The 17,392-nt window shown below is 57.8% G+C and carries 15 protein-coding genes; 10 read left to right on the top strand and 5 right to left on the bottom strand.

Translation table 11 applies throughout. The features are described from left to right. Window positions 1-246 precede the first annotated feature (246 nt). Window positions 247-1,629 carry an MFS transporter gene (locus TX82_RS03770; protein WP_005007173.1) on the top strand — a complete coding sequence of 461 codons (1,383 nt, stop codon included), beginning with the start codon at window positions 247-249 and terminating at the stop codon, window positions 1,627-1,629. Here the strand turns inward: TX82_RS03770 and TX82_RS03765 are convergent. After that, window positions 1,612-2,169, bottom strand: coding sequence for a TFIIB-type zinc ribbon-containing protein (locus TX82_RS03765; RefSeq protein ID WP_005007171.1), 558 nt, complete (start codon window positions 2,167-2,169; stop codon window positions 1,612-1,614). The two genes, TX82_RS03770 and TX82_RS03765, sit on opposite strands and share 18 nt — an antisense overlap. Window positions 2,170-2,493: 324 nt before the next feature. On the opposite strand from TX82_RS03765, the gene TX82_RS03760 reads away from it, so the two are divergent. The 7 genes from TX82_RS03760 to TX82_RS03730 all read left to right on the top strand — a co-directional run bounded on the left by TX82_RS03760 (window position 2,494) and on the right by TX82_RS03730 (window position 10,968). Further along, window positions 2,494-4,203: a GspE/PulE family protein gene (locus TX82_RS03760; RefSeq protein ID WP_005007167.1), complete on the top strand. Its 1,710-nt coding sequence runs from the start codon at window positions 2,494-2,496 to the stop codon at window positions 4,201-4,203. Window positions 4,204-4,214: 11 nt separating this feature from the next. Then, complete coding sequence (locus tag TX82_RS03755; protein WP_005007165.1) at window positions 4,215-5,438, top strand: type II secretion system F family protein; 1,224 nt, start codon at window positions 4,215-4,217, stop codon at window positions 5,436-5,438. Window positions 5,439-5,443: 5 nt separating this feature from the next. After that, window positions 5,444-6,016, top strand: a complete 573-nt coding sequence (locus TX82_RS03750; protein WP_042250477.1) for a type II secretion system protein — start codon at window positions 5,444-5,446, stop codon at window positions 6,014-6,016. A 478-nt stretch (window positions 6,017-6,494) separates the two neighbouring features. Next, window positions 6,495-6,866 carry a type II secretion system protein gene (locus TX82_RS15035; protein ID WP_005007161.1) on the top strand — a complete coding sequence of 124 codons (372 nt, stop codon included), beginning with the start codon at window positions 6,495-6,497 and terminating at the stop codon, window positions 6,864-6,866. Between the two features lie 10 nt (window positions 6,867-6,876). After that, window positions 6,877-9,321: a YfhO family protein gene (locus TX82_RS03740; RefSeq protein ID WP_005007159.1), complete on the top strand. Its 2,445-nt coding sequence runs from the start codon at window positions 6,877-6,879 to the stop codon at window positions 9,319-9,321. Continuing rightward, entirely contained in the window at window positions 9,284-10,285 is a 1,002-nt protein-coding gene (locus tag TX82_RS03735; protein ID WP_005007157.1) for an ArnT family glycosyltransferase, read from the top strand. The genes TX82_RS03740 and TX82_RS03735 overlap by 38 nt, the downstream gene beginning before the upstream one ends. Then, window positions 10,282-10,968, top strand: coding sequence for a hypothetical protein (locus TX82_RS03730; RefSeq protein ID WP_144079074.1), 687 nt, complete (start codon window positions 10,282-10,284; stop codon window positions 10,966-10,968). Before TX82_RS03735 ends, TX82_RS03730 begins: the two co-directional genes overlap by 4 nt. Here TX82_RS03730 and TX82_RS03725 read toward each other — a convergent pair. Next, a complete protein-coding gene (locus TX82_RS03725; RefSeq protein ID WP_005007152.1) occupies window positions 10,965-11,447 on the bottom strand; it encodes a DUF1499 domain-containing protein in 483 nt (160 codons plus the stop codon). The genes TX82_RS03730 and TX82_RS03725 overlap by 4 nt on opposite strands. Before the next feature lie 69 nt (window positions 11,448-11,516). On the opposite strand from TX82_RS03725, the gene TX82_RS03720 reads away from it, so the two are divergent. Beyond that, the gene (locus TX82_RS03720) at window positions 11,517-12,140 is read left to right on the top strand and encodes a hypothetical protein (RefSeq protein ID WP_005007140.1); all 624 of its coding nucleotides are present in this window, start codon (window positions 11,517-11,519) and stop codon (window positions 12,138-12,140) included. Window positions 12,141-12,209: 69 nt separating this feature from the next. Here TX82_RS03720 and TX82_RS03715 read toward each other — a convergent pair whose 3' ends face one another. Further along, window positions 12,210-14,207, bottom strand: coding sequence for a monovalent cation:proton antiporter family protein (locus tag TX82_RS03715; protein ID WP_005007139.1), 1,998 nt, complete (start codon window positions 14,205-14,207; stop codon window positions 12,210-12,212). Window positions 14,208-14,386: 179 nt separating this feature from the next. On the opposite strand from TX82_RS03715, the gene TX82_RS03710 reads away from it, so the two are divergent. Then, window positions 14,387-15,619 (top strand): ammonium transporter, encoded by a 1,233-nt coding sequence (locus TX82_RS03710; RefSeq protein ID WP_005007137.1) that lies wholly within the window; start codon window positions 14,387-14,389, stop codon window positions 15,617-15,619. Window positions 15,620-15,686: 67 nt separating this feature from the next. Here the strand turns inward: TX82_RS03710 and TX82_RS03705 are convergent, their stop codons facing one another. Together TX82_RS03705 and cynS are read right to left on the bottom strand one after the other, a co-directional pair. Beyond that, entirely contained in the window at window positions 15,687-16,556 is an 870-nt protein-coding gene (locus tag TX82_RS03705; RefSeq protein ID WP_005007136.1) for a pentapeptide repeat-containing protein, read from the bottom strand. A gap of 99 nt (window positions 16,557-16,655) precedes the next feature. Then, window positions 16,656-17,108: a cyanase gene (cynS, locus tag TX82_RS03700; RefSeq protein ID WP_005007129.1), complete on the bottom strand. Its 453-nt coding sequence runs from the start codon at window positions 17,106-17,108 to the stop codon at window positions 16,656-16,658. Between the last annotated feature and the right edge of the window lie 284 nt (window positions 17,109-17,392).

Here is a 17,392-nt window from a genome sequence, read left to right as displayed (position 1 = left end):
CCGGCCTGGAGCCGGGCAAATCCTGCCCCGGAGGGAAAATATTTCCAGCCTGCCCCCGGACCGGGAGGAACCATTCCAAAACCAGCCCAAGGGGATTAACCCAATTTTTAAGGTGGGAAAACAGGTCGAAAAAATTTTTGGAATAAGGAAGGGATTGTTCTTGTAATCAAAAGCGGGTTCCTTTCATATGAAATTTAATGCATTCAAACGAAAACCCGAAAAGACATAAAAAAACGACTCGAAGCCATGCTGCCCACACTCACCTCACTGCGCACGTTGTTGTTCGGCCTGTTCCTCATCATGCTGGGGAGCGGTCTGCAGGGAACCCTGCTCAGTCTGCGCGCCTCGTTTGAAGGATTTTCCCCATTCCTCACCGGCTTCATCATGTCCGGGTATTACATAGGGTACCTGGTGGGATCGCTATGGGTCATCCGCATCACCCACGAAGTCGGGCATATCCGTGTGTTTGCGGCGATGGCGGCCATCGCTTCCGGTACCATTCTCCTTCATATGGTGTTTGTCCATCCTGTTGCCTGGCTGGTGTTCCGGCTGGTGACAGGATTCTGTTTCGTCGGCATCTTCATCACCGTGGAGAGCTGGGTGAACCACTTCACCCGCAACGAGATGCGGGGAAAAATTTTGTCGCTGTACATGGTGATCCAGTTCCTGGGAAGCGGCCTGGGCCAGATGCTTTTGAATGTGGACGACCCGCACGGCTTCATGCTGTTCATCCTGGTGTCGGTGGTCATCTCCATGGCGTCCGTGCCGATCCTGCTGTCCACCGCGACGGTGGCGCCCCAGATCACCAACCCGCCGAAACCCAAACTGGCCAGCCTGTTCAGCCTGGCGCGCCTGGGGCTGGTGGGGTCGCTGGCGGTGGGCGTTTCCTCCGGCGCATTCTGGGGTGTGGGTGCGGTGTACGCATCCAAGCTGGGCCTTTCGGTTTCCAACATCGCGCTGTTCATGGCGGTGGTCATCCTGGGTGGCATGTTGTTCCAATGGCCTCTGGGCTGGCTGGCGGACCGCATGACCCGGCAGAGAGTGATTGCCGCGGTGGCGTTTTCCGCCGCGTTCGTCTCTCTCGCCCTCCTGGTTTTTGAAAATAAGGGAATGAACATCCTGTTGTTTCTGGCCATGTTGTTCGGCGGATTTTCCCTGCCCCTGTATTCCATCCTTTCCGCGTACACCAACGACCATGTTCCGCCGGAAGAAATGGTCCAGGCGAGCAGCGGTTTGATGCTGGTGTTCGGGCTGGGGGCCATTCTGGGTCCGATCGCCGGCGGCATCATGCTCGACGTGCTGGGCAGTCCGGGGTTCTTCACCATGCAGACCATGGTGTTCGCGGTCCTGGGCAGCTACGCCTTCCGGCTGGAGGTGGTCGCGCCGGAACCGGAAGTGGAAGAAAGCGTGCCGACCGTGCCCGTGCCGTCGCGTCCGTCCCCCCTGTCCGCCGTATCGGTGGCGGAAACCATGCAGGAGGCCATCGATTCCGAATCCTCGAGCGACAACGGCCAGGAAGGCCAGGAAACGGAAATGGGGGCTGGGTCGGGAGCGGGTGCGTTCGAATCGGATGGGGATAACGGGAGTGCCGACTCTTCTTCCACCGGCTCGTCAACGAAGAATGTTTGACAACACCGCGGCATCCGGAAAGTACTGCTTCGGGCACAAAAACCGGAAGATCTGCACAATGTGGCGCGCCGCGTCCATCATGTCGTCATTGACCAGGTTCATGCCCCCCACCTTGTCGCGGATGACGACCTCAAAATAAGCCTCGGCCCGCTGTATTCTTTCTGCCTCATCCAGGTCGGTGGTGAGGATGGAGGCAAGCTCCCCCACCTCCACCCAGAACCCGGCGCACTTCGCGCACTGGTCGACCTCCAGCTGCAGTTTCCGGCTGAACCAGTGCCGGTACAGGAGTGTGTTTTGACAATGCGGGCAGATGTGATCCACGTTACGGAACAGGTGCACTCCGTCGGAGCGCGGCACGCTGAGCAGTTCCGCACCCGCACCCGGGAGCCTCTCGGGTAACCGCTTCAGGCTGTTCTTCCCGACCCAGTAACCGCCGCACCCTCCTTCACAAACATGAACGCTCACCCCCGCCACACTTCGGGGAGTCAGGTTATTCCGGCAGGAGGGGCACTCCAGTTGGTTTGTGATTTCGGCGGTCATGGCAGTCGTTTTGTTTTTCTCAACCTACCAGAAACCGCGCCGCCTGAAAACAGCGTGAACACACCCCACCCGGGGCCGGGACGAGGAGGCCGGTTGACCCTCCAACCAGGAGAAAACGGTTGGAATTTTGATGGAACAGCGTTCAAATAATATAGAGGAATGGTGCAGTCAACAGGATTCCCGGGAGGCGGCCCGGTACCGTCTTGTTTGGTTAGCGGATATCGGTAATCGCCTAAATTGCATTTTATTCTTTAAAAATCAAAGCTTTAAGGGTAAAATACTAGGGTTTTCACCCTATCATTCCAATTTTTTGGTCCGAGTTTTATGGCTATCAAGTCCAAGCTCCGGTTGGGGGACATTTTGATTCGGGCGGAAGCCATCAACGAATCCCAACTGCTGGAGGCGTTGGAAATCCAGAAAAAAACCGGCATGCAGCTGGGCAAAGTCCTTGTGCAGATGAAATACATCACGGACAAGGACCTCGTATCCAGCCTGTCGGAGCAGATGGACATTCCGCAGGCCGACCTGGAAAACATCAAGATTTCGAACGAGGCCATCGACCTGGTCGAAGAAAAGTTTGCCCGCAAGTACATGCTCATCCCATTCAAAGTGGAGGGCAAAAAACTGAACCTGGCCATCACCAATCCGTTCGACCTGTTTGCCATCGATGAAATCGCGGTGAAAACCGGAATGGATGTGGTTACCTGGCTTGCAACCGAATCCGAGATCCACCGCGCGATTGAAGAGTATTATGGCGTGGCGTCTTCCATTCAGGATGTAGTCAAGCACCTGGGCGTGGGGGGAAAAGGCAAGAAGGTTGAAGAGCCCGTCAAGGTCGAGGCCGCGGACAGCAACGACGCGCCGGTCAAGAAGCTGGTGGACCTGATTTTGCGCCAGGCCCTGGAGGACGGTGCGAGCGACATCCACATCGAGCCGTATGAAAAATTCCTTCTCATTCGCAACCGTATTGACGGCGTTCTGTTCGAGGCGAAACGCATACCCAAATCCATCGAGTCCGCTTTAATTTCACGTTTGAAGGTCATGGGGAGCCTGGACATCGCCGAAACCCGGGCGCCGCAGGACGGTGGATTTTCCCGCAAGCTTCAGGGCAAGGACATCGAGTTCCGTGTTTCTTCCTGCCCCACCATTTACGGCGAGAATCTCGTCATCCGCCTCCTGGACCGGTCCAAGCTGTCGCTCACGCTGGACGACCTGGGCCTGATCGGGGGCAGCCTGGAAAAGTTCCAGAAGTTGCTGAGAAACCCTTACGGCGTCATTCTGGTGACCGGACCGACGGGAAGCGGAAAAACCACAACGCTCTACGCATCGCTCAGCCAGCTCAACACACCGGACAAGAACATCAAGACCATTGAAGACCCGGTGGAATACCGGCTGGATGGCATCCGACAGACGCAGGTGAACCCGAAAGCCAACATCACGTTCGCCACGGGACTGCGCTCCCTGATGCGGCAGGACCCGGACATCGTGATGGTGGGTGAGATCCGCGATGCGGAGACCGCGCAAATCGCCATCCAGGCCGCGCTGACGGGCCAGCTTGTGTTGAGCACCCTGCACACCAACGACACCGCGAGCACGATCTCACGACTGTCGGAGTTCGGTATCGAACCGTTTCTGATGGTGTCTTCCATCGTCGGCATCCTGGCCCAGCGCCTGGTTCGGCGCATTTGCCAGGAATGCAAAACGGAACGCCCTCCCACCCCGGAGGAAATCGAAATTTTCACCATACAGGGTTTCGAAGTGGACGGGCTGACCCTCTACAAGGGTGAAGGGTGCAAGAATTGCAAAAAAAGCGGTTACAGGGGACGCGTCGGAATTTACGAGGTGCTTCTGGTGGATGACACCATCCGCAAAATGATACTGGACCGCAGCGCACCCATGGACATCCGGGACCGCGCCATGTCCTCGCAGGGGCTTCGTACCCTGCGGCTGGACGGACTTTCCAAGGTGCTGAATGGAATGACCACGGTGGAAGAATTGAACCGGATGACCTTCACCGAAGACTCGACGTTCTAACAGGAGCCGTCATGCCGCAATTTCAATACAAGGCACGCAACCGGATGGGGACCCTGATATCGGGAACGATGACGGCCGCCACCCCGCAGGACGTAGGCCTGGAATTGAGCCGCATGGGCCACTACCCCGTGGCCATTGAGACGGCCAGACGGGAACGGCCTTCCATAATTGAGACGGACCTGTTTACCCGTTTCCAGAGGATCAAAACCCAGGAGATCGTTCTGTTCACCCGGCAGATGTCCACCCTGTTCAACGCCGGCATTCCCATTCTTTCCATCCTGCAGGCTTTGGAAGACCAGGTGGAAAACCAGCGCTTCAAGGCGGTTGTTCGAAAATTACAGGATGACATTGCCGACGGTCTGGCGCTCTCGGACGCCATGGCCCGTCACCCTGACGTGTTTCCCGATATTTACATCAACATGATCGAAGCCGGGGAAACCGGCGGCATTATGGAAGACGTTCTGGCCCGGCTGGCGGACCTGCTGGAAAAACAACAGGAGACCGATGCCAAGGTACGCGCGGCTTTTCGTTACCCGAAAATCGTGCTCGGCGTGATGGTGCTCGCCATCGCCTTTCTCATGTGGAAGGTGGTCCCGGTGTTCATCAACCTGTTCCAGACCATCAAGGTGGAACTGCCCATGCCGACCCAGATCCTGGTGCTGATCCATGGCATGTTCGTGAAACACTGGCTGTCTTTTGTGCTGGTTGTGGCGGGCAGCATCTACCTGTTCCGTCGCTACACGGCAACCCAGTTCGGTCGACGTCAGTGGGACTACATCAAGCTCCAGATCCCGTTGCTCGGTCCCGTCCACCTGCGGTCATCGATGGCCAAGTTCGCGCGCGTCTTTGGCAATCTACAGCGCAGCGGCGTGCCCATCCTGGAATCCCTCCACGTGTCGGCACGCGTGGTGGACAACTCCGTTCTGTCCGAGGCCCTTATGAAATTGATCGACAGTGTCGAAGAGGGAAAGGGGCTGGCCCAGCCTTTGCGGGAAAGCGGATGGGTACCGATCCTGGTGGTGCAGATGGTCGCGGCCGGGGAAACCTCCGGCGCGTTGGATGAAATGCTTCTCAAGGTGGCCGATTATTATGATCAGGAAGGGGAGCGCAGTATCAAGGCCCTGTCCACCTGGCTGGAACCCATCCTCATTGTGGCGATGGGCGTGATGGTCCTGTTTCTTGCGTTGTCCATTTTTCTGCCGATGTGGGATATGTCGAAAATGGCCCTAAGGTGAATGCCATGTTCAAACCCGATCACGATTCGGTCCGCCGCCAATCCGGTTGGAAATCGGAACTGGGTTTCACGTTCATTGAAATGGTCATGGTCATTGTCATGATCGGCCTCCTGGCTTCCGTGGCCATTCAACGCATGTTCGACATGGCGCGCCAGGCGGAGATTACCGCCGAGGCCACCACCATCGAAATCCTGCGCTCGAATCTGCTGACGGTCATGGGAGAACAAATGCTTCAGGGGAAAAAAGCTGCGTTCCCGGAAAACCCGTTTTCCGATCTAAATAAAATTCCGGAAGGATACGACCCGCGCCGCAGGGAAAAACCCACCGGACTCGACAAGGACGATAATTTGTGGGTGTACGTTCGGGCCACAGGAAGCGAGATTCTCTCGCCCGAGGAGGCGGGCACCACGCTGAAGTCATTTGACGTCGATGGATTCATATACCATCAACGCAACAATGGAAAAGTGTTCCGCTGGGCCTACGACCGGTCGCGGGGGGCGATCAGCCGGAAATTTCAAGTACCGGACAGCGAACTTGAGCAGGCGGTGGAACGGATTTCGGATTCGGATTGGGATTGACCGCCGCACGGCCAGGGTTCCGGTCGGCTATATCCGGTGCCCGAAAAAGTGTTGAAAAATAGACGTTTACTGACAAATAATGTCAAATTGGGACAATTTTCGTACTGCAAAACCAGTAATCCGGAATGCGGACAGCACACGGAAAAAATTAAATAACCTATTGTTTTTATTATTATTATTTTAATTTTAACTCGGAAAACAGGTGGCCGCCCTGGGAACGGGGTGAGAACCCTCCGTTAAGGGGGGATTTGGACTATAAATTCTTTTTTCGAGTCAATATTAATTTAACTTGTTGTAAAATAATCTTTTAATTTAATCTCTTGGTTTTGGCAGGGGAATAAAAAGGCTGCTTGGCACGACAATTGCTCTATTCAGGGTATCTAAACAGCCGATCATTCCATTTTGAATAGTTGATTGGGTACGAATTTTTACATTATTTAAAGAAGATTCCGTAAACATTAAGGGAGGAGAGGGAATCATGTTGAAATCCAGAAAAAAGAATGAAAAAGGTTTTACTTTGGTTGAACTGATTTTGGTAATCGTGGTTTTGGGTATCCTGGCCGCTGTGGCCATTCCCAAATTCCTGGATCTGCAATCGGCCGCTTCGACGGCACGCCAGAAGGGGGCGCTTGCGGCACTGCGGGGATCCATCACGTTGCTGCATGCCCAATACCTGCTGGACACCACGTCCACTTACGACGCCACTTCGGTGCTGAACCAGACCGACTTCGCGGGTACGAGTGGCACCGCCTCTGCGGCGGGCGCCATCACCATCACCTGGGATGACTCGACGACCAACACGTTTACGTATACCGACCAGTCTGGTTTCAACCCGGGTACCGTAAGCTGATCGTAGCAGCATGACGACCCTCTCGGAAGAGGACTCTGCCCCTGGGCAGGGTCCTCTTTCTATTTTAACGGCGAAGGAAATCGCCCTTTCCGGCCTGGCTTTCCTGGCCTTGGCCGTGCTGTATTTTCACGACATGGTCGGCGGCGAATTTATCTTCGGCGGCGGCGACCTCATTTCCTTCTTCATTCCCTACCGCATGCTGTGGCTGGAACAGGTGGGGGATTTCACCTTCCCGCTGTGGAACCCGTACATCCTGAGCGGCAACCCGCTGTTCGCCACGCTGCAACCCGCCATCCTTTACCCCCTGAGCCTCCTGTTCATCGCGTTCCCTTTTGTGCTGGCGGTGAACCTCACGGTGATCCTGCATTATGCGCTGGCGGGCTGGTTCATGTATCTCCTGATGCGCGCGTCGCACTGCGGTCGAGGCGCGGCGCTGGTGTCGGCTCTCATATTCATGTTCGGCGGGTACTTGGTGACAGTGCGCATTTACCTGTCCACATTCATGCCGGTGGCCTGGATTCCCCTTCTCCTGCTGTGTTTCTTCTCCGGACTGCGAAAGCGCGATCTGCGCTGGGGCCTTGCCGCTTCGACGGTGGGTGCGTGCATGTTCTTCGCCGGCGGCGTGGAGACGTGTTTCCAGATGTTCGGCCTGCTGGTTGTGTTTGCATTGTGGCCACAGGGCCTGTTCCCCCGGGAACCCGTCCCGACCTGGCGCTGGCGGCTGTCTTACCTGGGTGCTTTCCTTGCCGTCTTTTTCGGCCTCATTGCGGTGCAGTTTTTTCCGACCTACGAGTTGTCGAAGCTGACCGAGCGCGCCGGGGGCCTTCCCATCGGCGAAGCCGCGCGCTGGTCGATGATGCCAAAAGACCTTCTCCAGTTTTTGATGCTGGATCCCTACGGTTACCTGACCCGGTCGGAAGGTTTCGGAAACAATCAGGTGTGGCTGCGGTCCTTGTATGTGGGCGCGATTCCCTTTCTCCTGGCCGGGCTGGCGGTTTTCCGTGGCGGCCGGCAGGCCGGGGTCTGCGCGGGGGTGGCCCTCCTTTCGGCACTGGTTGCGATGGGTCCGGCAGGCGGCCTCTATTCGCTCCTGCACGCCACCGTCCCGTTTCTCGATACCTTCCGCTACCCGGTCAAATTCATCCTGCCCGCGGTGGTGGCACTCGCGCTCCTCGCAGGTTGGGGGTGGGATGGCTTTGTCCGCAGTGCCGGGTCCGCACCCACAGCCCAGAACAAGCGCGCCCACGTGTGGATTGGCCTGGCCACGGCGGGCATGGTCCTGTTTGGACTGATCAATGCGTTCGAACCCGCCATTCAGTCAGCGATGCAGAACCGGGGAATGGTGCCACCCGCATACAATGAAGTGAGGATCAACCTGTTCAATTCCAAGCGCCTGCTCGTGTTCCTGTCGTTGTTCTGCCTGATGCTGTTTTTCTTTCTGCGCGCGGAGCGAAAACCCCGGCGGTGGCTCGGGGCCGCGTTGTTCGTGCTGGCGCTGGACCTGGTTTTCAGCGGCTACGGCTTTCATCACAAAGTGCCGATAGATGACTTTGAAGCGACCGATCCCCTCACCCGATTCATGCAGACCCATGCCGGCAAGGAACGTATTTACATTGCCGACAACGCCGAGCGGGCGAAGGATGGCGGCATTGCCAAGGTGAACCTGCGCGGCAATCTCATTCAGGGCCCCAAAGTCCCGCTTCCCATCCGCACCGTGCCCGGAATTTACCAGGCGGACGGCTGGGCGGTGATGCGGCAGAACCGTTATCTCAAGTTTCGCAAAATCCTCCGCGTGCCGCCGTTCGAAAACCGTCTCAACCTGCTTCGCCTCGCCAACGTGCAGTACATCGTGAGCCGGGACCCGCTGGAATCGCCAAATCTTCAGCCGGTGGAATTTCACGATCCCTCCTACCCCGAGTTGAAGGTTTACAAAAATACCGATTTCCTGCCACGTGCGTTCATGGTGGGAGAGTGCCGGGTGGTTGCGGACGAAAAACACATCATCGCCAAGCTTCTGGACGGGCGCACCGACTTCTCCCGGCAGGTCATCCTGGAACAACCGCCGGAGGGGTTTGAATGCACCGGCGACGACAATCCAGAAACCCCTTCACCACACCCCGTGGGATCGGTCGCCGACCTCGTTCTCGATTACGGTTCGGTGACCCTCACCGCGACCACATCCAGGCCGCAGTTGCTGGTGTTGTCGGACGCATATTATCCCGGCTGGACGGCGACCCTGGACGGAAAAGACCTGCCGCTTTACCGCGCCAATCTGGTATTCCGCGCGGTGGTGGTTCCCGCCGGCACGCACCGGATCCGGTTCGAGTACCGTCCGTGGAGTTTCCGCCTCGGTGGGGGAATCACGCTGGTTACCATTGTTTTGTGTGGCGCTTTTCTGTTAAAACCTAAACGTCGCCATGCAAACACAAACGCCATCCCCGTCACACCGTCGTAAACAAGCGCTCGCGCTGGCCCTCCTCACCCTGCTGTATGCGTGGACCCGCCTGTTTGCGCTCACTCGCCTGCCGATCTTTTCCGACGAAGCCATTTACATCCACTGGGCGCAGATCATCCTGAGCGATCCGACGCAGATCCTGGTTTCGATGACCGACGGCAAACCGCCGCTGTTCATGTGGCTGAACGCGATGACGCTCGCCTGGTTCAACGATCCGCTGGTGGCGGGACGGGTGGTGTCGGTGCTGGCCGGATGGGCCGCCATGCTGGGCGTGTTTTTTATCGGGCGCGACCTGTTCTCTCCACGCGCAGGGGTGGCGTCGGCCCTTCTTTATGTGCTGCTTCCCTACACGCTGTTCTTTGATCGTTTGGCGCTGGTGGACGGCCTCCTCACCGCGCTGGGTGTGTGGTCGCTACGCTGGGCCTTTCACATCGTGCATGAAACCCGGGACTCCAAAAAAGCCTTCCGCGTGCTGGGCGTGCTGTGGGGGCTGATGCTGTGGACCAAGGCAAGCGCCGTCCTCTGGATTGTCATTCCCGTCCTCATGTTTTTCATGTGGGGCGCGCACAAGCGGACCGGATTCTGGATGCAGATGGGCGTCGCGGTATCGATTCCACTATTGATGAATGCGGTCATCTATTACCTGGCGCCGCCGGTACGCATGCCGGGTCGCCTGCCGTTCCTGCATCACCTCGCTTACTTCATTCCCCTGGAGGAGTTGATCCGTTTCCCGTTTCTGATCTGGATCCGGAACCTGTGGATCACCCATGAATTTTTTGCCACCTACCTTACGTGGCCCGTGGCGTTGCTGCTTCTGATGGGACTGGTGAAACTGATCCAGAAAAAAGGCAAGGCGGAAATGGCTCTCTGGAGCTGGCTGGTCCTGCCTGGGCTCATGATCGTGCTGGTAGCGCAAGGATTTTTCTCGCGTTATTTTTACCGATGGTTCCGGCGGCGGCGTTGATTGCCGGCCTGACCGTGGACCGCCTGGCGGGCTGGCTGCCCGGACGCCTGGCCAAACGCAAAGCTTCCTCATCGGAGGTCCCGCCGCGCCTGCAAACGGGCGTGCTCGCTCTGCTTCTTGTGGGAGCGGGTCTCACCGCGGCGGTGTGGGACGCCCGCCTGCTCAACGATCCGCGCACCGCATCCCTGCACGCGCTCGACCGGCTTCTCTACGTGGAAGGCATGAATTCCGGTTACGGGGTGAAGGCGGCGGCGGATTATCTGCGCCAGGAAGCGGTGAAGAACCAGCAGCACCGCGGCTACGAATTGTACCTCATGATCCCGCGCCTGCCCGGCAACCCGGCGGAGGGCATCACCGTTTACCTGTTCGGCGACCCCAACATCGTGTTCGTGCCCGCGTTCTGGTGGCCCGAAAAACCGCTCCTTCCCGACAGCAATCACTTCACCCTGCGGCCGTCGATCTACCAGTTGTTTCCACGCGTCCGGCGGCACGCGCATCTCCTGGATTTCGCCTACTTCGTGTACCCCAACACCACCTACCCGCAGGAAACGTTTTTGCAGGTGAACCCGGGTTTCCACAAAGAGTGGAGCCATCCCAAACCGGACAAAAAACACTCCGTGGATTTGTTTCAGAACTTTACAGAAAAACTGGAGCTGGAACTGCCGACACTGGGAAAACGCTAAAGGTTCTTTGCGGCCAGGGCTTTCCGGATGGACTCAATGCGTTTCCGGTTGACGCCAAGGTCACTGCGTCCGATGCGCGAGGCGGAACGGAAGTGGAGGGTCTTCGTCTCCGCGTAAATCAGGAATTCAACATCATCCACGAAACGAAAAACCAGGCTGGTGAACTCCGCATACAGGTAATGGGGATTCAGGGTGATGATCTCCACCCGGTCGCGACTGGCCAGTTCCTCCTGGATGGCCTTCATCACCGCCCCCGGTTCGCTTTTAAACGTCAGCGGTTTCACCTGGTGCTCAGCATCGGAAGCAAAACTGGAAACGCAGTTGGGGGAATCCGGGCAGGGGGCGAGGCGTCCGTCGGTCACACCCAGATGATCCGGCCGCGTGCCGGAACACGCCGCCAAAAGCAAAGCCAGCCCGGCTACCGCAAGCCAGACCTTATTATTTGATTTATTTAGAGTTGGGTTGTCCGATATGGTCATAAGCGGGTTTGACAACCTTGGCCGGTTCCCTTACATTGTTTAGTGTCGCTTTGATTTCCTGGAACTCCTATGTCTCTTGAAACAGCCTACCAGAATACGGACGTGGTGTTGACCAAAAGGCTCACCCGGAGCCAGAAAAACGGTGTCCGTTACCTTCGCTGTCTGGCCCTGATCCTGGTGACCCTGTTTCTGGTGACAGTCGATTTCATTGAATTCTTCCTGTACACCGGCCTCACCGTTTTGGCGGCCTGGCTCCTGGCAAGATGGGTCTGCCGGCGACCCCGTATATTACTGAATACGGAAAGCCGTTCTCTGTTGATGACGGATTCGTTTTTTTTCTGGAAACAGCAAACGTACCATGCCCAGCAGATTCAGCGGGTCGGAGTGTCACTGGAAACAGGATCCGATGGCCGCCGATTTTTCCGGCCGCATCTGGTGATCAAAAACCCGGATAAACCCGCCAAGCCCACCACCCTCAACTGCCTCGATCTGGAAGACATTGTGGAAGCCCATTACATGGCCCAGTTGATGGCTGCATTTGCACGGGTCCGGGGACACGACATCAAGGGCAACGTCCTGCCCACCCTCAAATCCTGCATACCCACCAAATACCTCGCAAGCGGTGAAGGCTCCGCAAGTCCAATACCCGTACGCATTCCAAAAAAGAAACCCGCCTCCGGCGCCACCGTTTAAAAGACAAAACTCATACCGGGTTGCAACGCGGGACCGCCCACAGGGGTGCGTTCTTCCCGGACTGCCGCTTCAATTGACCCTGGCTCTGGATTCGGACTTCGTCGAGGGTCCGTCCTGCAGCAAACGGTGGGCCTGGTCCAGCTGCGCGTGGGAGCCGAACAGAATGAGCACATCCCGGACCTCGATGGTGAAGTCGGCGATGGGATTCGGCTGGGCTTCCTGATTGCGTACCACCGCAATGAGCGTCGCTCCGGTTTTGGTCTTGAGCTCAATCTGCCTGAGCGTCTTTCCATTGGCCCAGGATCCCTCCAGAACCAGGAATGAGCGGCTGAGCGAGGCGGTGAGGTAGGTTGAAAAGTTGGCCAGGCTGTCCATGTTCAACGACAACCCGCGCAACATGCGGTAGCCTTCCAGACGCATCAACTCCACCTGCTGCTCGATGACGTTGTGGGGCATGCCGAACTCGCGGAGCACGCGCGAGAAAATCTCAATGGAGGTTTCGAACTCGGCGGGAATCACCAGGTCCGCGCCCGCCTGGGTCAACGACTCCACCTCCGAAGCCAAACGGGTCTTGACCAGGATGTAGAGGTTGGGGTTCAACTGCCGGGCCAGCCGCACCACCTGTTCCAGCGCTTTCAATTCCTGGATGGACACCACCAGCATCTTGGCTTGGCGGATGCCCGCACGCAGCAGGGTGGAGCGCTGGGTCGCGTCCCCGTAAAACCCATGGCACTGTTCCACCAGGGCGCGTTTGATCTGCTGGCCATCCAGGTCCACCACAGTGAAGGGAATCTGGACTTCACGAAGCACTTTAGACAGGTTCTGCCCGACCGTGTCGTACCCCACCACGATGACGTGGTCGCTCACCTGCGTCGCCTTGCTTTGCGTGCCGGAATCGGCGGCGAGCCCGCCCTTGAACAGGCGCAAGGACAGGCTGGAAGATACCTGGATCAGAAACGGGGCCACAATCATGGACAAAATGGAGACGATCAAAAACTGCTGGTACAGCCTGGAATCGAAAACCCCCGTCTCCAGAGCCACCGCCGCGAGAATGAGGGAGAATTCACCCACCTGCGCCAACCGGATGCCGACGATGAATGCAATGCGCGGCGCGGTGCCTGCCAGCAGGGCGGCAACAAACGCCATCACCGCCTTGACGGCAATGACCACCGCCGCAAGCATGAGAAGAAACCCCGGCTGTTCCAGGAACACTTCCACCTGCATCAGCATGCCCACCGAGGTGAAAAACACGCTGACGAAATATTCCTTCAGGGGAAGGATGTCGAGAATGATCTGGTGGTTGTATTCGGTTTCGGAAAGAATCAGGCCGGCGATGAACGCACCCATTGCCAGAGTCAACCCGATCTGGTGCGACACCCATCCGGTTCCGAGAATGATGAAGATGACAAACAACGTCAGGTGTTCCCGCTTTCCAACCTGCACAATCCTTCCCAGCGCGCGGGGAACAAGCAGACGGGACAGAAAAAACACGCCGCCCACCGCACCGACGGCTTTCAGGAACGCCCACAGAAAACTCCAGCCGGAAATGGTTTCAATCTTTGCCAAAAGCGGCACCACCAGCATGAACGGCACCACGCACACATCCTGAAACAAGAGCACGCCGACGGCGATGCGCCCGTGCAGGGTATCGAGCTCCACCCGTTCATTGAGCATGTTGAGAAGGATCGCGGTGCTGGACAGCGCAATCAACAAGCCCAGTGCCACGCTCTGGTTCACCGGGAACGACATCGCAGAAAACAGGAAAAAACACACCACCGCGGTCAAGCCCAGCTGCAACCCGCCTGTGCCCACAATGCGCCCCAGTTGCTTCAGCATCTGGCTCAGTGAAAATTCGAGCCCGATGATGAACAGGAGGAGGATGACGCCGATCTCCGCCAGGTGCTCGACCGATTCCAGGTCGCCGATCAACCCCAGCCCGTGCGGGCCGATCAGCATCCCCGTCACCAGAAACCCCACCACCGTCGGCAGCTTGAATCGGTGAAAAAGAACCGTGATTGGAAGGGAAACGAGCAGGAGGATGGTGAGGTCTTGTATGAGTTGGGCCATGCAATGCTCGGGTCAGGAGGGAAGGGCGTTTGGATTTTGAACACCCGGACGGGCCAATAATCCCTGTCCGTTTGGCAGTCCTTCCATTATACTCAACCCGACTTTTTCACGGGAGGAAAAGTCGCACTGAGAAGGGGGATTCTTTACGTGCAAAACGTTAAGGGAGGAAGTGTGACTGTATGGAACAGAATATTCAAACTCTGGAGACAAGTGGTGACGTATTATTCATGATGCTGGGGGCGGTGATGGTGTTCGCCATGCACGGGGGCTTCGCGTTTCTGGAAGTCGGCACCGTGCGCAGGAAAAACCAGGTGAACGCGCTGGTCAAAATCATCGTCGATTTTTCCATCTGCACGGTGGTGTATTTCACGATCGGGTACGCCATCGCCTACGGCGTGTATTTTTACGACTCCGCCGAGACCCTCGTCGCCGACAAGCAGGGCTACGAGCTGGTGCATTTCTTTTTTCTTCTCACCTTTGCGGCAGCCATTCCCGCCATCATTTCCGGTGGCATCGCGGAACGCGCCAAGTTCTGGACACAGGCGCTGGCGGGGGCGTTGTTTGTGGCCTTCGCCTACTCGCTGTTCGAGGGCATGGTGTGGGGCCAGATCTCGTTTCTGGGCCAGGACGGATCGTGGCTGGCCGGACTGGGCGGCAAACCGTTTCACGATTTCGCGGGATCGGTGGTGGTGCACTCCATGGGCGGGTGGATCGCGCTGGTCGGCGTCATTGTGCTGGGTCCGCGCATCGGCAGGTGGAGCGCGTCGGGAAAGAGCACGCCGATCCCGGTCAGCAACATCCCGTTTCTCGCGCTGGGAAGCTGGATGCTGTGCATCGGCTGGTACGGATTCAACGTCATGTCCGCCGCCACGCTGACGGGCGTCACCGGACTGGTCGCGATCAATTCCCTGTTCGCGATGGTGGGCGGCATCCTGTTCGCGCTGGTCATCGGCAAGAACGATCCGGGCTTCATCCACAACGGCGCCCTGGCGGGACTGGTGGCCATCTGCGCCGGGTCCGACCAGGTGCACCCGATCGGCGCGTTTTTCATCGGCGGCATCGCGGCGATCATTTTCGTCAAGGGCTTCATCTGGGAGCAGGAGAAGCTGAAGCTCGACGACGTGCTGGGCGTATGGCCCCTGCACGGCATCTCCGGTACGTGGGGCGGCATCGCCTGCGGCATCTTCGGCCAGAAGGCGCTCGGCGGTCTGGGGGACGTGAGTTTCCTCTCGCAGTTGATCGGGTCGCTCATCGCGGTGGGCGTTGCCGTCGTGTTCGGCTTTGTCGTTTACAAAACGCTCGACGCGCTGTTCGGCATCCGCCTCTCTAAAGAGGAGGAGATGCAGGGATCGGACCTGTCGGTCCACCGCCTGGAAGCGTATCCGGAAGAGGTGATGTCCAAGTACAGCTGACACCGCAGCGAGGGGATGAAACGGCGACGGTTACGACGGGCGGGAGTGAAAACCCGGCAAAGCCGGGTTACGCTTCGCGGGGCAGTTCGGTGACGGTGTAACCGCCGTTGCCGTCGGACTCAGCTTTCAGGTGATCGGGCAGTTTGGTGCTTTGGTCGAGCACCGCCTTTTGCATCCTCTCCGCTGAAAGGTTAGTGACGAGTGAGAGGTCCGCGCCGGAAAAATTGGCGCCGTCCAGAACCGTTTCGGCAAAGTCGGCGCCGCGCAGGCGCGCACCGGTCAGGTTCGCTCCCGTGAGGTCGGCCCCTTTCAGAAACGTGCGGTCAAGGATGGCGTTCTGGAAATTGGTTTCCCGGAGCACCGCTTCGCGCAAGTCGGAACCGGTGAGGTTGCAACCGCTCACATCGGTGCCGGTGAGGTCGCCTTTCGAAATGTTGGTCTTGCTCAGGTGCGACTGCGGGATCTGCGCCCCGGCGAGGTTGATGCCGATCATCATCGCGCCGCGCAGGTCGGACTTGTTGAAGCGGACGCCGGCAAGATTCGCTTCATTCATCTGGGCTTCCAGGAATTCCGAGCGCACCAGGTTCGCACCCTCAAACTGAGCCCGTTTCAAAAGCGCCTGGTGAAACTTCGCCCCACTCAGGTCCGTGTTGCGGAAGTTCACGCCGGAAAGGTTCGTGCGCGTGAAATCGGCGCGGATCAGAGACGCTCCGAAAAAGTTCGAGCCGAACAGGTTGCTTCCCTTGAAGTAGCCGCCGTTGATCGACGCGTTCTTGAAATTGGACCGCTTCAGGTTGCACCGCTCCAGGTCCACTTCCTTCATGTAGCCTTCGCTCAGGTCGATGCCTTCCAGGTCCGACTTGTTGAGCCTGGCCCGTTCCAGGTTTTTCTTGGACGCCTCGATCTCCGCCTTGTCCAGTTGACGCCGTTCCACCATGACCGTCTCCACAGAATTGACAGCGCATACTCTACCATGAAGGCGGGACGTAAAAAAGACGCACAGGGGGAGGGAACACGCCCCTCCCCACCGTTGCCTTTACTGCACCTGCTCGATATGCGGCAGGAACTTGCCGTTCATGGTGACCACCATGCGGTCTTCGCCCTTGTCGCCCTTCACCTTGTCCACCGTGATCTTGAAGTCGATGGCCGACATGATGCCGTCGCCGAACTTCTCGTTCATCAGTTCCTTGATGCCTTCGCCGTAGTGCAGGCAGATCTCGGTCATACGATACACGTTCGGCTCCTGGATGAGCATCGGGTTGTACGAGCGCATCGGGCATTGTTTCATTTGATCGATCATTTCCGCTGTGATGCCGGGCACGACCTTTTGCAGTTTCTCCGCGGTGCCGTCTTTCAACTGCGCCTGGTTCTGGAACAACTGCGCCACGTAACCGTTGCACAGGCCGAGGGCGTCGGCGATTTCATCGTAGGTTTTGCCGGATGCTTTTTTGGCGTCCTTCAGGCGGCGGACGAGTTCCGTCTTTTCCATGAGTCAAGACCTCCATTGGAATGTGGGTTGAGTGGAATTTTGAAGGGGGGATGAGCGGAATTGTACCAACGGTGGGCCGGGAATAAAAACAAAAACACTCTTTTGGGATGACGAAAAACCAACGGCGACGTGTGGCGGAAACGGGCAGACCGGCCGGGGAAGGTGTTTGAGGCCGGACTGCAAAAAAAGCCCACCCGGGGCGGGGTGGGCTTGCAAAATCGGGATGGTGCCGAAGGTCGGAGTCGAACCGACACGGGGTCGCCCCCACCGGATTTTGAGTCTAT

Source organism: Nitrospina gracilis 3/211, from assembly GCF_000341545.2.
GTDB classification, from domain to species: Bacteria; Nitrospinota; Nitrospinia; order Nitrospinales; family Nitrospinaceae; genus Nitrospina; species Nitrospina gracilis.
The sequence above is the reverse complement of the archived record's forward strand: the minus strand, read 5'-3'. Positions and strand labels throughout refer to the sequence as shown.

Bases quoted from the DNA above. Each gene is read 5' to 3' on its own strand.
- TX82_RS03770 (WP_005007173.1), top strand. From the start codon at position 247: ATGCTGCCCACACTCACCTCACTGCGCACGTTGTTGTTCGGCCTGTTC.
- TX82_RS03765 (WP_005007171.1), bottom strand. From the start codon at position 2,169: ATGACCGCCGAAATCACAAACCAACTGGAGTGCCCCTCCTGCCGGAAT.
- TX82_RS03760 (WP_005007167.1), top strand. From the start codon at position 2,494: ATGGCTATCAAGTCCAAGCTCCGGTTGGGGGACATTTTGATTCGGGCG.
- TX82_RS03755 (WP_005007165.1), top strand. From the start codon at position 4,215: ATGCCGCAATTTCAATACAAGGCACGCAACCGGATGGGGACCCTGATA.
- TX82_RS03750 (WP_042250477.1), top strand. From the start codon at position 5,444: ATGTTCAAACCCGATCACGATTCGGTCCGCCGCCAATCCGGTTGGAAA.
- TX82_RS15035 (WP_005007161.1), top strand. From the start codon at position 6,495: ATGTTGAAATCCAGAAAAAAGAATGAAAAAGGTTTTACTTTGGTTGAA.
- TX82_RS03740 (WP_005007159.1), top strand. From the start codon at position 6,877: ATGACGACCCTCTCGGAAGAGGACTCTGCCCCTGGGCAGGGTCCTCTT.
- TX82_RS03735 (WP_005007157.1), top strand. From the start codon at position 9,284: ATGCAAACACAAACGCCATCCCCGTCACACCGTCGTAAACAAGCGCTC.
- TX82_RS03725 (WP_005007152.1), bottom strand. From the start codon at position 11,447: ATGACCATATCGGACAACCCAACTCTAAATAAATCAAATAATAAGGTC.
- TX82_RS03720 (WP_005007140.1), top strand. From the start codon at position 11,517: ATGTCTCTTGAAACAGCCTACCAGAATACGGACGTGGTGTTGACCAAA.
- TX82_RS03715 (WP_005007139.1), bottom strand. From the start codon at position 14,207: ATGGCCCAACTCATACAAGACCTCACCATCCTCCTGCTCGTTTCCCTT.
- TX82_RS03710 (WP_005007137.1), top strand. From the start codon at position 14,387: ATGGAACAGAATATTCAAACTCTGGAGACAAGTGGTGACGTATTATTC.
- TX82_RS03705 (WP_005007136.1), bottom strand. From the start codon at position 16,556: ATGGTGGAACGGCGTCAACTGGACAAGGCGGAGATCGAGGCGTCCAAG.
- cynS (WP_005007129.1), bottom strand. From the start codon at position 17,108: ATGGAAAAGACGGAACTCGTCCGCCGCCTGAAGGACGCCAAAAAAGCA.